Annotated in this window: 11 protein-coding genes; 6 read left to right on the top strand and 5 right to left on the bottom strand. The window is 38.4% G+C overall.

The genetic code is table 11. From position 1 onward, the window contains the following. Window positions 1-95: 95 nt before the first annotated feature. Window positions 96-3,302 (bottom strand): CheR family methyltransferase, encoded by a 3,207-nt coding sequence (locus BM176_RS15850; protein WP_090104674.1) that lies wholly within the window; start codon window positions 3,300-3,302, stop codon window positions 96-98. Between the two features lie 252 nt (window positions 3,303-3,554). Here BM176_RS15850 and BM176_RS15845 point away from each other — a divergent pair, with 252 nt between their 5' ends. Together BM176_RS15845 and BM176_RS15840 are read left to right on the top strand one after the other, a co-directional pair. Next, window positions 3,555-4,481: an EndoS/ChiA family endoglycosidase gene (locus BM176_RS15845; RefSeq protein ID WP_090104672.1), complete on the top strand. Its 927-nt coding sequence runs from the start codon at window positions 3,555-3,557 to the stop codon at window positions 4,479-4,481. 214 nt (window positions 4,482-4,695) lie between these two features. After that, window positions 4,696-5,100, top strand: coding sequence for a hypothetical protein (locus BM176_RS15840; RefSeq protein ID WP_090104670.1), 405 nt, complete (start codon window positions 4,696-4,698; stop codon window positions 5,098-5,100). Here the strand turns inward: BM176_RS15840 and BM176_RS15835 are convergent. Next, window positions 5,097-6,011 (bottom strand): helix-turn-helix domain-containing protein, encoded by a 915-nt coding sequence (locus BM176_RS15835; protein WP_090104668.1) that lies wholly within the window; start codon window positions 6,009-6,011, stop codon window positions 5,097-5,099. The two genes, BM176_RS15840 and BM176_RS15835, sit on opposite strands and share 4 nt — an antisense overlap. Window positions 6,012-6,276: 265 nt before the next feature. Between BM176_RS15835 and BM176_RS15830 the strand changes: the two genes are divergently transcribed. Continuing rightward, the gene (locus tag BM176_RS15830) at window positions 6,277-7,113 is read left to right on the top strand and encodes a dienelactone hydrolase family protein (protein WP_090104666.1); all 837 of its coding nucleotides are present in this window, start codon (window positions 6,277-6,279) and stop codon (window positions 7,111-7,113) included. A gap of 77 nt (window positions 7,114-7,190) precedes the next feature. Here BM176_RS15830 and BM176_RS15825 read toward each other — a convergent pair whose 3' ends face one another. Together BM176_RS15825 and BM176_RS15820 are read right to left on the bottom strand one after the other, a co-directional pair. After that, complete coding sequence (locus BM176_RS15825; RefSeq protein WP_090104664.1) at window positions 7,191-10,355, bottom strand: CheR family methyltransferase; 3,165 nt, start codon at window positions 10,353-10,355, stop codon at window positions 7,191-7,193. A gap of 75 nt (window positions 10,356-10,430) precedes the next feature. After that, complete coding sequence (locus BM176_RS15820) at window positions 10,431-11,138, bottom strand: DUF92 domain-containing protein (RefSeq protein WP_090104662.1); 708 nt, start codon at window positions 11,136-11,138, stop codon at window positions 10,431-10,433. A gap of 218 nt (window positions 11,139-11,356) precedes the next feature. On the opposite strand from BM176_RS15820, the gene BM176_RS15815 reads away from it, so the two are divergent. The 3 genes from BM176_RS15815 (at window position 11,357) to BM176_RS15805 (ending at window position 14,276) form a co-directional block, all read left to right on the top strand. Then, window positions 11,357-12,952, top strand: a complete 1,596-nt coding sequence (locus tag BM176_RS15815; protein ID WP_090104660.1) for a glycoside hydrolase family 99 protein — start codon at window positions 11,357-11,359, stop codon at window positions 12,950-12,952. 150 nt (window positions 12,953-13,102) lie between these two features. Further along, window positions 13,103-13,657, top strand: a complete 555-nt coding sequence (locus BM176_RS15810) for a DUF6985 domain-containing protein (RefSeq protein ID WP_090104659.1) — start codon at window positions 13,103-13,105, stop codon at window positions 13,655-13,657. A 1-nt stretch (window position 13,658) separates the two neighbouring features. Beyond that, window positions 13,659-14,276 (top strand): HD domain-containing protein, encoded by a 618-nt coding sequence (locus tag BM176_RS15805; RefSeq protein ID WP_090104657.1) that lies wholly within the window; start codon window positions 13,659-13,661, stop codon window positions 14,274-14,276. 2 nt (window positions 14,277-14,278) lie between these two features. Here the strand turns inward: BM176_RS15805 and BM176_RS15800 are convergent, their stop codons facing one another. Beyond that, window positions 14,279-14,821 carry an inclusion body family protein gene (locus tag BM176_RS15800; protein ID WP_177230422.1) on the bottom strand — a complete coding sequence of 181 codons (543 nt, stop codon included), beginning with the start codon at window positions 14,819-14,821 and terminating at the stop codon, window positions 14,279-14,281. Window positions 14,822-14,856: the final 35 nt, after the last annotated feature.

Genomic DNA, 14,856 nt, shown 5'->3' with positions numbered 1-14,856 from the left:
TCGCTGTTGATGGAGCATATTTCACCGGGAAGCTGATAAATTGACCGGTAAAATTCATAAGAAATATGTTCGTATCAATTTAAATGGTACAATCTTTAAACAAGCTCAATGTAGTTGGGACTATCAACGTCCTGAGTAATTGTTTTCTTCTTTATGTATAGTCTGAATTCGGTACCAACTCCCGGTTCACTTTCAACCTCCACTTTTCCTCCGGAACCATCAATAATTTTATTTATCAGAAACAAACCCAATCCCTGCCCTTTTGAGCCCGCATTCACTTGTTTGTACATTTTAAAGATGCTGTCAATTTTGCTTTTACTTATTCCAATACCATTATCCCTAACCGATAAAAGAATATAATCAGGCTGGTCTTTCGTTGAAATTACAATTTCAGGGGGTCTGACAGGAGATTTAAATTTCAACGCATTATTAATTAAATTGTAGATCATGCTTCTGCAATTCTTTTTGGAGAAATGGATGTTTTTAACTTCCAGGAAGGTTTGTATAGTAGCACGGTCCGATGAAATTTTCCACTTGATACTTTCTAAAATCTCCTCAATGATCTCTTCAATGCTAATATTTTCCAGGGTAAACATTTCACTTTCCATTTTCCCTATTGTTGCCATCTCTTTAATTACGCCCCTGAATTTCCCAACGGCCGTTGACAACATCTTTACATATTCATTTGTTTCATCGTCTGATATTTTATCCCTTTCTTTTATGAAGTAAATGATCTGCTCAATATTATTCATTGGGTTAAGAAGATCATGAGAAGAAGCAAAAACGAAGTTATCCAGATCTGTATTGATAGTTTTTAAGATCTTATTACTGTTTGAAAGTTCCTTCTGGATCTTTTTTAATTCCGAAATATCGTTGAAGGTAATAATGGCACCATCGGTTTCGTTAATACCATTACGCAGATAAGGCATGGTCATTACCTGGAACCACTTCCCGTTAATAGCCTGCATTTCCCTGGTAATTACAAGTCCGTCTGTCAATACATTCCTGATATCGGCTTCAATTATTTCAAATTTAACATTAGTTGAAATATTACTTAAAGGACGCCCGATATCAATTTCAAGCAGGTTAAAATGAGCTTCTGCTCCCGGCGAAAATTTCATCAGCTGTAATTCTTTATTCACAAATATTTGTCCGTTCACGTTACTCCGGAAATAGTTATTCAAATCATCATTAAGATTAGAAAGCTCCCTGATCTTAGACTGATATTCGGTATTAATGGTTTGCAATTCTTCATTTACCGACTGCATCTCTTCATTGGTACTTTGCATTTCTTCATTAGCAGAAAGTAATTCTTCATTAAACGATTGCATATTTTCATTGGATACATTCAGTATCTCGTGGGTCGAAGCCAGTTTCTCTTTAGTTTCTTTAAGCTCCTCCTTAATATTTACCGTATACTTATCTGTAAAAAAGCTTTCATTAAATGTAAATGTTTGTTTTGTGTTGCTATCTGTATCTTCTTCCAAAAACAGGATTAATCTCGTTTTATCACCTTGTTCATTGACGGTTAAAGGTTTTACTGATAACGTAACAGGTGAGTTGACACCTTCTATTTTAATTCCTTTTACCGATATTAATTTATTTGTTTTATCGGCTTCTATACTAGCCGTTACAAATGCTATCTGGAGAGATTCTGACAATAGATCGGGCAGATGATAAATGAACATCTTTTGGCTCAGGAACCGGGTACTATCTCCAAATACATTCAACACCTGGTTATTTTCATCGATCGACAAACCGGAATATCCCATCTCAATCAGGATATTCATATCTGTATTGACATGAAGTGTTGTGTTCTTTCTTTTATGCAGCATTTTCGGAGGCATCACGTATAGTTTTCCCCCCATTAATGCAGGAGGTGTAAAAGTCTCCAGACTCATGCTCCTTTTTGCTACAACATTTTTATAGATCTTCCATTTTTTATTTACTTCTTCCAGGTCGGAAGTAAAGTCGGTCACATTTTCGCTGGGACCTAAAAATAAATATCCCCCATATCGCATGCCGAAATGCAGCATGTTCAATATTTTCCTTTGCAGTGTGGGGATCATGTATATTAGTAGATTACGGCAACTTATAAAGTCGATGTTACAATAAGGAGGATTTTTAACCAGGTCGTGATGAGCAAAAACAAGCATCTCCCGGATGGAATATTTCACCTTATATCCTTTGCCATCCCTGGAAAAAAAACGGGCCAATCTTTCCGGCGATACATCTTTTTCAATATTTTCACTATAGTATCCTTTTCCGGCAACCAGTAATGCTTCATTGTCGATATCTGTTGCAAAGATCTTTATCTTATTCGTTTTATTTGCCACGGTTAACTGTTCCCGCACCAATATTGCCAGAGAATAGGCTTCTTCTCCTGTTGCACAACCTGCCACCCATATTTTTATATCTTCATTCTCTTTACCTGCTATTATGTCCGGAATAATACTTTCCTCTAAAATCCGGAAAGCAGCTTTATCTCTGAAAAATGATGTCACACTTATTAAAAAATCTTTAACCAGGTTTTGTAATTCAGCCGTATCTTTTTTCAGCACATCGAGATAACTTTCTATATTAACAAAGTTTAACAGGGAAGCCCTTCTCTTTATTCTCCGGAGTATGGTTGCTTTTTTATATCCGGAAAAATCTTCCGGCAATTTATCTTTTATCAGTTTGGTAATAGCCATCATTACCTTCTCATCCTCTTCATCAATATTCATGTCTGCCTTCCATATTTTTCCATTCACGTATCGCTGTATGAACTGAGGCATCTGTTCCGGAGACACTATATAATCTATCAGTCCTGTAGCAATGGCACTCAATGGCATCTGGTCGAACTCCGTTAATTCCGGTTTACTTACCATTAATAGTCCACCTGAATTTTTGATCGCTTTGATTCCTTCCGTGCCATCCTCTCCTGTTCCTGAAAGGATAATGCCAATAGCTTTATCTCCTTTTTCTTCCGCAAGTGAAGCGAAAAAGGTATTAATGGTAAAATTTACACCTTTCTCTTTATCGGTTAGTAACAGCCGGCCATCTTTAATAGTCATCCTGTTTTTGCTGGGAATAAGATATACTTTATTTTTCTCTACCAGCATTCCGTGTTCTGCTTCCAGGATATTCAGCTTGCTATGCCTGGCCAGCAGAGAAGACATCATACTTTTATGATCGGCAGATAAGTGCTGAATAATAATATAGGAAACACCATCCAGAGGAGTGTAATCGAAAAAGGTGTTGATCTGGGCCATCCCTCCTGCCGAAGCACCAATACCAATAATATACTGTACTTCTTTCATAAATGTATCTTGGGGCTACTACGATTAAAGCACGATGGTACTAAAGTTAGGTTATTTATTGCGCAACAGTTCTATTATATTAATGCTAATAATTAAGAGTTAAAACAACTATTTTCCCGCTTCAGATTTAGTTCCGGCCTTTTAAAGAATGCATTCTGTAGTATATTTTACCCGGCAGCTGGTAAACCGGTCAGTGAAATTTATAAGAATTTACCATAAGAATGCGTTCCTATCCCCTAAAATATACCTCCAATGAAAAAACAGTTCTACGTATGTATCTTCATCTGTGCGATGAGCATTATTTCCTGTAAGAAAAAAGAGATTGTACCGGTTACTCCGGGTACTGACAGTGTGCCCGTTAGAGTAAAAATACCCAGCCCTCCTTTTAAAGTGGCTTATTATGCGTTTGATGCCACTCCTAACCTGCTTCCGCTCACCAACTTTGCAACCGGCGCAAATGTGGTAGTACTGTTTGAAGGAACTGCCTGGGAAATGGCAGACTCTGCTCACTATGGCAAAAGTGACAGTTATATACTGACTGTTAACCCAAACTATCATTCCTATAAATCAATCATTGACCATGTAAGGATCTTACAGAAATCAGGCGTTAAAGTACTGATGAATGTAGATGATGCCAATTCCTGGAACACCACTACTCCATTTACGGATTACAAAGGACAGGCATTGGATTATCAGCAATTCGCCACATTTATAAAAAACTGTATTACTGATTCACTACATCTTGATGGTATTGCCCTTGATGTTGAGCATATGCTCAATACACCTGCCAACAGTAATTTTATTTCATTAGTAAAAGAGCTGGGGAAATATTACGGTCCTCTTTCTCCTGATAGTAATTATACGATTTATACTGCGGCAATATTCACAGGAGGACGGGCAGGATATGCAATTGGACAATCACGTGATGTGGCGCAATACTTCAACTTTGTTCAGGACATGGGGTATTTTCAGAATAATGTAACCCGCTTTAACAGATGGTCTGATTCTATAGGTGCAGCTAAAACAATGATAGGAGTTGCAAAAGTATACAACACCTTAGAGAATGCAAAAACAGCCGCTTCATGGCACCCAGCCGTTGGCACCAAAGCGGGCATTATGGTATTTGCAGGCAATGTTGATTCCGCCTATACGAATACTACATTCAGATCCCTAAAATAGATTATTAAAAAGCAGAACAATAAAAATAGGGTGTATTAAAAGTATGCACCCTATTTTTATTGTTTTACTTTTACGCTACAGGAATAAACCACCTGATTCCTCACTCAATGCTTTTAAGCCATCAATCCATCATCTTCAAAAATCAAATATTAGTCCCACTGTCATCATAATACAAAATATACCAGTATAATTGCATAGGAATAAAAGTTGTTTTATGATAGAGGAAGCCGATGTTCGAATAGGAAACCTTGTATGGTACTATAATTTGTACCTGATAGAAACGACCTTTAAAGTAGAAGGTGTGCTGGATGGGTTTATCTATAATTCTTCTTTACCTAAAAGCAAGCTGCCATTGGATAAAGTGAACCCGGTTATGTTAGAAACAGATCATTTGCTGGCCTTTGGGTATGTGAAAGGAGACAAGGATTACGGGGAGGATGAAAATGTATTCTCTTATAAGTATAGTCACAAAGACAGCTTATATATCCGGGATGACGGTTATTCATTTCAACTACTCACGGACTCGCCCTCCGGACTCATTCCTTATGGCCGGCCCATTGTACATGTACACCAGCTGCAGAATCTCCATTTTTGTTTAACCAGGGAAGAACTGATTTAAGACGATACCGATACGCCACGGAATTCAAGTGGAGTCATGGATGTTTGTTTTTTAAAGAAAGTAGAGAAATGGGCTACCTGCTCAAAATCAAGGCAATAGGCAATATCAGAAATGCTCCAGTCGGTTTGTTTTAACAGGATCTTCGCTTCCTGGATCATCCTTGCGGAAATGATCTCCGTCGTTGTTTTACCTGTATTTTCTTTCAGTACTTTATTCAAATGATTTACATGCACAGCCAGCTGATCGGCATAATCGCCGGCAGAACGCAGCTGTAATTTCTGCCGGGGCGAATCTATGGGAAACTGTCGTTCCAGCAGTTCTATAAACAGTGAGGACACACGGGTAGCAGCATTTTGTACAGTATATAATGCTGAAGCTGGTTGCAGCTTTTGTCCAAAATGGATCAGTTCCAGCACGTAATTACGGATCAGGTCGTACTTATAAACATAATCCGAAGATAACTCCTTAAACATCTTCTCAAAGATGTAACTAATGTCTTCATAAGATTCGTCTGTCAGTTCAAATATCGGGTAACCTCCCGGCTGGTAAATTGGTAATTCTTCCAGGGTAATTCCACTTTTACTCCTGGCCAGAAATTCATCTGTAAAAATGCAGAAGAAGCCCGACTGTTCATCATCCTGCGGCATGTAATTATAGGGAATTTTAGGTGTAGCAAACAGTAAAGCCTTCTTCTCTATGTTCACCACTTTATCTGCATATTCGGACCTGTTTTTGCCATTGATCAGACTTATTTTATAGTAAGCTCTTCTGTTATAAGGCATTACCGTATTTTTAGAAGCAAAAATATCTGCAATCCTGAATATATTAAAGTGGCCAATCTCTTTATTGATATTCTCCGGGATCAGGGAAGCAGTTGCGTCATAAAAGTCTTTCAGTGATGCAATTTTCATACTTAATCTATTTACGAAAATCAAATATATGCATTTCCATTCACTGGGTGCATTCAACGATTTTTAATACCAGCCGGCCAGTAAAGTACCTGTATTATAGTTTGATGTAATGGCAAAGGAATTCCTGTAGGCCGTTTATCCGCGGCATTACATTGGGTGCCTGAAATATAAAAGAGAATGCGGTACATGTGTTGCAACACCAAATTACAATTAATTGTTTTACTTTGCATACCAATTATATAAGCATCACTTAAATACTACCAAAATGAAATCCATTCTTACAAACATGATAGCTGTTTTAACAGTAGCTATCTGCATGACGGCCTGTAATAACGGGTCTTCTACCAAAACAACAACAGACAGTACTCATCAGGTAACTATTAAGGAAGAAAGCGTTTCCATCCAGGTAGACAGCGTAACCTTAAACAGCCTGGTAGCTTACAATGATGATACCACCGCAAAAAAACCGATTGTACTTATCGTACCTGAATGGTGGGGATTGGGTGCTTACGAAAAACGCAGGGCTAAAGAACTGGCAGAACTGGGTTACTTCGCAATGGGTGTAGACATGTACGGTAACGGTAAACTGGCTGCCAATCCTGAAGAGGCGAAAGCTTATGCCACTCCGTTCTATATGAACCCGCAGATGGCAAAGGCAAGACTGGAAGAAGCATTGGCGAAAGCAAAGACTTATCCTAATGTAGATACTACCCGTATTGCGGCTATCGGTTACTGCTTTGGTGGTGCTATGGTATTAAATAGTGCCAGACTTGGCCTTCCTGTAAATGGAGTAGTAAGTTTCCACGGTGGTTTGGTTGGTGTTCCACCGGTAAAAGAACTGATTAAAGCTCAGGTGCTCGTTTGCCAGGGTGGAGCAGATAAATTTGTTCCCGCCCAGGAAGTAGCTACATTTAAAAAGCAAATGGATTCTGTAGGTATTCCTTATACCTTTAAGGAATATGCGGGAGCTACACATGCTTTCACTAATCCGGAAGCTACTGAAAAAGGTAAGAAATTCAACCTGCCTATTGAGTACAATGCAGCTGCAGATACTGCTTCATGGAATGACATGAAGGCGTTCTTTGGCGTGATCTTTAAATAAAAATAAATGAAGACGTTAAGAATTGCACGAATGCAATTCTTAACGTCTTCATTACTTATCGCAGAGAAGGCCCGGATTTATTTCTTAATAAATATTCTGAATTCAGTTCCAACATCTGGCTGACTTTCAACCTCCACTTTCCCGCCGGATGCATCAATAATTTTATTTATCAGAAACAGCCCCAGTCCCTGACCATCTGTTCCGGCATTTAATTGCCGATACATTTTAAAGATGGTTTCAATTTTGTGTTTACTGATTCCGATACCATTATCTTTTACTGATAAAAGAACATAATCGGGCAAGTCTTTTGTGGTAATAGTAATTTCCGGGTACCTGGAAGGAGATTTGAATTTAAGTGCGTTATTAATTAAATTATAAATCATGCTTCTACAGTTTTTCCTGGAAAAGTTAATGTTTTTAACCTCCAGCTGCGTTTGTATATTTGCATGATCTGATGAAATTCTCCACTCAATGCTTGCCAGGACTTCTCCAATGATTTCATCAATGTCGATTATTTCCATGTTAAACATTTCACTCTCCATCTTCCCTATAGCAGCCATTTCTTTAATTACACTCCGGAACCTGCCAACAGCTACAGACAGCATGTTTACATAATCTCTTGTTTCTTTATCTAATACTTTTTCTCTTTCTTTTATAAAGTAAATGATCTGCTCAATATTATTCATTGGGCTGAGAAGATCGTGAGAAGATGTAAAAACAAAATTATCCAGGTCCGTATTAATAGCCTTTAAGATCTGATTGCTATGCGAAAGCTCCTGCTGGATCTTCTTTAATTCCGAAATATCATTGAAAGTAATAATGGCCCCATCAGTCTCGTTATTGCCCTTACGTAAATAAGGCATTGTCATCACCTGGAACCACTTCCCATTGACTGCATGTAACTCTCTTGTGATTACACATCCATCATCCAGTACCTTCCTGATATCCTTTTCAATTGTTTCAAACCTGATGTTAGTTGAAATATTACTTAAAGGACGACCAATGTCAATTTCAAGCAGGTTGATATGAGTTTCTGCTCCCGGCGAAAATTTCATCAGCCGCAAATCCTTATTCACAAATATTTGTCCGTTTACATTGCTGCGGAAGTAATTATTCAGGTCATCATTCAAATCAGAAAGTTCTCTGATCTTAGACTGATATTCTGCATTAATGGTATGCAATTCTTCATTTACAGATTGCATTTCTTCATTGGTACTCTGCATTTCTTCGTTGGCAGAAAGTAATTCCTCGTTGAAAGACTGCATATTCTCATTCGAGGCATTCAACAATTCATGTGTGGAAGCCAGTTTTTCTTTTGTTAAAGCGAGTTCTTGCTCTACATTTACCGTATACTTATCTCTGAAAAAGCTTTCATCAAACGTGAATGTATTTTGGGTATTACTCTCCACACCATCTTCAAAAAAAAGAACCAGACGTGTTTTGATCCCTTTTTCATTAGCAGCTAAAGGCTTTACAGATAGTGTAACAGGGGAATCAATACCGGTTACCTTTATTCCTTTTATTGCTACTAATTTATTTGTTTTATCTGCTTCTATACCTGCTGTTATAAATGCAATCTGCAGCGATTTAGATAATAGATCCGGCAGATGATGAACAAACATTTTTTGGCTAAGGAACCGGGTACTTTCTCCAAATACATCCAGCACCTGATCATTTTCATCGATCAGCAAACCGGTATATCCCATCTCAACCAGGAGTTCCGTATCAATTTTTATTTCAGTCACCGTACTTTTACCTTCAGCAATTTTAGCGCTTCTCTGAGGCGCAACATATCCTTTACCTTCTATAAATGCAGGAGAGGTAAAGTTCTCAAAACTCTGCATTCTTTTAGCCTCAATATTTTTATAGATCTTCCATTTTTTGTTACGTTCTTCCAGGTGGGGCATGAAATCCGTTACATTTTCACTGGGGCCTAAAAACAGATATCCTCCATATCGCATACCGAAGTGCAGCATATTTAATATCTTCTTTTGCAGCGTGGGATTCATGTAGATCAGCAGGTTACGGCAACTGATAAAATCTATGTTGCAATAAGGGGGATTTTTAACCAGATCGTGATGGGCAAAGATGAGCATTTCCCGGATGGACGGTTTCACTCTGTAACCTTTGTTATCTTTTGAGAAGAAGTGTTCCAATCTTTCCGGAGACACATCTTTTTCAATGCTTTCACTATAATATCCCTTCGCCGCAAATTGCAAAGCATCATCGTCAATATCTGTTGCAAAAATCTTTACCGTATTCTTTTTATTGGCAGCATCCAGCCGTTCGCGCATTAATATAGCAAAGGTATAGGCTTCTTCTCCTGTAGCACAACCCGCCACCCATACTTTAATATCCTCATCATGTTTACTTTCGATCATTTCAGGAATGAAACTTTCCTCTAAAACCTGGAAGGCAGCTTTATCCCTGAAAAAGGCTGTTACACTAATTAAAAAGTCTTTAACCAGGGTTTGTAATTCAGCCATATCTTTTTTCAGGAGACCCAGATAGTTTTCAATAGTATTAAAATTAAGCAGGGAAGCCCTTCGTCTGATCCTGCGAAGTATAGTTGACTTTTTATATCCGGAAAAATCTTCCGGTAGTTTATCCTTAATAAGTTCTGTAATGCCTGTAATCACCTTTTCATCATCCTCATCAATATTTATTTCTGCTTCCTTTACTTTTCCGCCCACATAACGTTGTATTAAAAGTGGCATTTCTTCCGGATATGCAGTATAATTTACCAATCCGGTCGCGATAGCACTTATAGGCATCTGATCATATTCTGACGCTTCAGGTTTACTTACAATAACAAGTCCGCCTGCTTTTTTGATTGCTGTAATACCCGCAGTTCCATCCTGCCCGGTACCTGAAAGAACAATACCAATAGCCTTCTCCCCCATCTCTTCTGCCAGCGATTCAAAAAAGGTATCTATGGTAAGATTTACTCCCTTTTGTTTATCTGCCAGTAATAGTTTGCCATCTTTGATCGTCATACTGCTCTTACTGGGAATCATGTATACCTTATTCATTTCAACAGTCATACCACTTTCTGCCTCCAGTACATTCAGCTTACTATGCTTTGCCAGCAATGCAGCCATCATACTTTTATAATCTGCCGATAAATGTTGAATAACGATATAAGAAACACTGTCTAAAGGGGTAAAATCGAAAAAGGTGTTGATTTGAGCCATACCACCGGCCGAAGCGCCAATAGCAATAATGTATTGTCCCTCTTTCATAAAATGGATTATTTTGAATTAAAAGCGCCGTCGTTCTAAAGTTAGGCTATTTATAGCGCAACTGCCTTTTATTGTCTACATAAACATCAAGGCAACAAGTGCAGCTACAAATGTATTTAGAAAGTTAACTGCGTCATTACCGATAAAATGTTTACGTTCCAAAGCAGCACCTAATATAGAATCAGCCAGGTTCCCCACTACACCCGCCAGCGTAATTATCAGACAGGTATTATCAATTCCATTTGCAAAAGAATAAATAACGGCTATGATTAAAGCACCGGCCCCTCCTATTAATGTTCCTTCCATACTTATAACACCATCCAGTCCTTTTGGTTCTCTTTTAAAGGTGAGAATGTTATAAAAGTTCCGGCCATACACCATTCCTAATTCGGATGACAATGTATCGGCAGTTGCAGCAGCCAAACTGGCGGCCAACATTATTATATATGTGTTTGCGTGGGTATGATCAAAAATTGCAATCGTTGCCAGGATAGCCGCCATGCCACCATTGGCCAATACCTGTCCGGCATTACGCTGTTGCTGATGAACACCTTTAACAGCTTTCTTGTCCTTTCTATAACCTGTAGCCAGAACCCCCATTACGAAAAAAGCTCCCAGCATCAGAATTCCGGTATATCCGGCACCGGTAAATATCAACAAACCAATCAACCCTGCCGCTAAAGAGGCAGTGACTGATAACTTTTTTGTTTTTATACATACCACCATTATGATGATAAGTGCAATGAGAAGAATGCTCAATTCAGAAACAGAAGGTAATATCATAATAACATAAAGCTATATAATATTCTTTATAAAGGTTATTAGTGCATCTATATCATCAACAGATAATTACAATGCAAACATTTGTTTATCAAACTCATACAATTACAAAACTCTATTTCATTCTATATTTTCCCTATATTATTATGATTGATTAAACCATAAGTGTAATTTCATTGCGGAAACCGGTTCCATTTTTTAACTCATCTCAAAATAACCAAATGAAAAAATTAGCCTGGCTTTTTTGTTATGCCTTCTTTTTGCTTGCATGCAACAAATCCGATTTAAAAAAGGAGGATACCTCTTTACCATTACCCACGGTTGCTGTAAGCGCAGTTCCCAAAACAGTTTCTAAAAAAGTATTTATTCACTGGATGCCCTGGTTTGAAACGCCTGCTTCCAGAGGTGCCTGGGGATACCATTGGAAAATGAATACCCAGAACCCGGACATCATTACAAACGGCAAAAGACAAATAGCGGCCTACTATTATCCCCTGACAGGCCCTTATGCTTCCGGCGATGCAGATATCATAGAGTATCAGTTATTACTTATGAAGTACGCAGGTGCTGATGGTGTATTCATCGATTGGCCTGGTACCAGGCAGCGGTACGACTATCCGGACAATCTGAGCAATTCCAATGCCCTTATTAATAAACTGGGTTCTGTAGGATTACAGTTCTCTATTGTTCATGAAGACAGGAACTGGGATGCTGGCCAAACATCTGGTGCGCACGATGATTTTGTTTATATGCAGAACAATTATTTCGGCCAGAGTAATTACTTAAGAACGAACAACATACCGGTAGTGCTTAACTTTGGACCCATCACTTTCCACCAGCCAGCTGAATGGGATCAGATTTTGAGCGGCCTCACTGTGAAGCCTAAGGTATTACCTTTATTCGGCTTTACAAACGAAGTAGGCAGCAATAATGCCGGCGGAGAATTTCCCTGGATCTATCAGTCGCACCCATCTGTTGTAGATAATTACTATACACAAACCAGCCGTTTTCCGCTTTCCGTAGGCGTAGTATACCCCGGCTTCAATTCCTTTTATGCTGCGGGCGGGGCTGATGGCCCTACCTGGCAGATTCCATTTAATGGCACATCTACATTCTCTACTATGCTGGATAAAGCTATCAATTCAGCTGTAAACATCATTCAGTTTGCTACATGGAATGATTATGGAGAAGGGACAATCATAGAGCCTACCCAGGAATATGGTTATTCATTCTTAACACTGATGCAGCAAAAGCTAGGTGTTCCTTACGGACAACATGAACTGGAACTGGTATCCCGCCTTTATCAATATAGAAAACAATATAGTGGTAATAGCACCGTACAGTCTCAACTCAACCAGGTATTCACTTACCTTACCAATTTACAGGTAAGTAATGCAGAAAATCTGCTGAACACTATTGACGGTACTACCAATCCTCCAACCGGTGGTGTGTATATCAAAAATAAATGGCTGAGTACCTATATCTATGAGGATAACGGCCAGGTAAAATACAGCACAGGCAATACCGGCAACCAATACAAATGGGTACAGGAACAGGTAAATGGTCATATCCGGTTTAAGAACCTGTCTACCGGACATTACCTGAACATAGAACATTTGTATAGCTATGCAGAAAGTAGCGCAGTACCTGATACCTATTACAGCAGTTACTGGAAGCTGGAAAGCTATAACGGTAATACCCGTTTGAAAAATGAATGGCAGGGTACTTATCTAAACCTTGAAAACCAGAGCGGACTGGCACAATGTACTGCAGTGCCTGATTATTTTGAAAGTAGTCAGTGGATTTTGCAGAATTAAGATCACATTATATATTATCAATACAATAGGGCGTATCTTAAAAATACGCCCTATTTTGTGCGTTATATAATAATTTATTGGCTCCCAATTCCAAAATATTATATAAATTCACCAATCATATAATTCTTTTTTTAAACCCTCAATGGACAAATGGGAAATCAAATAACATCTCAGGTTATTGGACAACTGACGCAAGACGACACTTATGAAGACTGGTGGAAAAGTAAAGAAATAACCATTCCACTTTTTAACAATCAGAAATTGCCAATCACATTTATGAATTGGACTCCTGATGATTTTCAAGCACATCTGGAAGAGGCTGATACTGCGCTCCGGAACTTCCTGCATTTAACCATAGATGACCTGAATAATGTTACTGATCTGGTATATAAGAATTATACAGATTTTATGGATGAGGTAATCTATGATGGCATTGACCCTGAAATGGCAAACATGACCCAAAATAGTGACATCTGGAAATTTGTTTACCCAACCGATATTTATATATCTAAAAGGCACAGACGCGATAAGGATATTTATATTTCAGTAGCGTGCAGCTGTGGATGGGATGATGAACATGGTCTTCAACTTGTATTCCGTCAGGGAAAAAAAGTTACCAGGGTGAGTGGAGAAGACGGTCATTTAACAGAAGCCGATGCATGGAATAAACCCGACGAAGAAGACGAATTATTATCGAAGTTTTAGTATGCTACAAGAAATTTATACTGAGCTGTTAAAGCAATACACAGACAACAAACAGCATATTAATGAATGCTGGAAAGAAATTGAAGCAGCATATTCTTCCAGCAGCAGGCATTATCATAATCTTTCACATCTGGAGAACCTGGTAACACAGTTATCCGCATGCAGGCATGATATTTCGGACTGGAACACCATATTGTTTTCCGTGTTTTATCATGACATTGTATACTCGGTATTAAATAAGGATAATGAAGAGAAGAGTGCTGTACTGGCAGAAAAAAGATTAATCACTCTTTCTGTTCCTTCAGTGCAGATTGAAAAATGTAAAGCACAGATTATAGCGACCAAAGCACATCAATCCAGTAATGATCCCGATACAAACCTCTTTACAGATGCAGACCTGTCTATTTTAGGTCACTCCTGGTCCTTGTATGAGCATTACTATATGCAAATACGGCAGGAATATTCCATTTACCCGGATCTGGTATATAACCCCGGCAGGAAAAAAGTATTGCATCATTTTTTACAGATGGAAAGGATCTATAAAACAATGCCCTTTTATGATAAGTATGAACTGCAGGCAAGGGAGAATCTGAAACGTGAACTGGATTGTATGTGTTGATGCTAATCCACTGTTATTTTAGTATTCCATTCATAATAGCCATATAAACTTTGTTTTTGACCATTACTCTCTAACATATACACTCCAAATTGAATAGACAGTGATTCAGTACCGCGCTTTCTGATCTTTGAGTCGAAGGATGCGAAACTGATAGGTTCATACAAGGCTGGCAACCCGTTGGGCATTTGTGGGTCGGGGATTACAGCCTGACTAACTGTTGTCATATCAGGTACAAAGTTTTTGAAAACCAGATCGCCTTTTTCCCGGTGAATATTATAAATAATAACCGCATCATCAGAATTATTACTGGTAGATAAGCCTCGGAAAGAAATGAAATCTCCACTTACCGCTTTAAAGCTTAAATCGGAAGTTCCCTGCCCACTGATAATACCGCGGGAACCAGCACAGATCAAACGTTCAGAGGTATTATCTATAAGCTGAGGATCTACCTTACTATTTTTGTTAGGCTCATAATGGTTTACGATATAGTCTGCGTCGATGACTGCCAGAATATTAATAAAAGCTTTAGATGTCATTATACCCATAAAAACATATTTTATAATTAGGGAATAATTAAGCT

Origin of the sequence: Chitinophaga sp. CF118 (assembly GCF_900112615.1) — a bacterium.
In the GTDB taxonomy this organism is placed as follows: domain Bacteria; phylum Bacteroidota; class Bacteroidia; order Chitinophagales; family Chitinophagaceae; genus Chitinophaga.
This window is presented reverse-complemented; position numbering and strand designations above follow the sequence as displayed.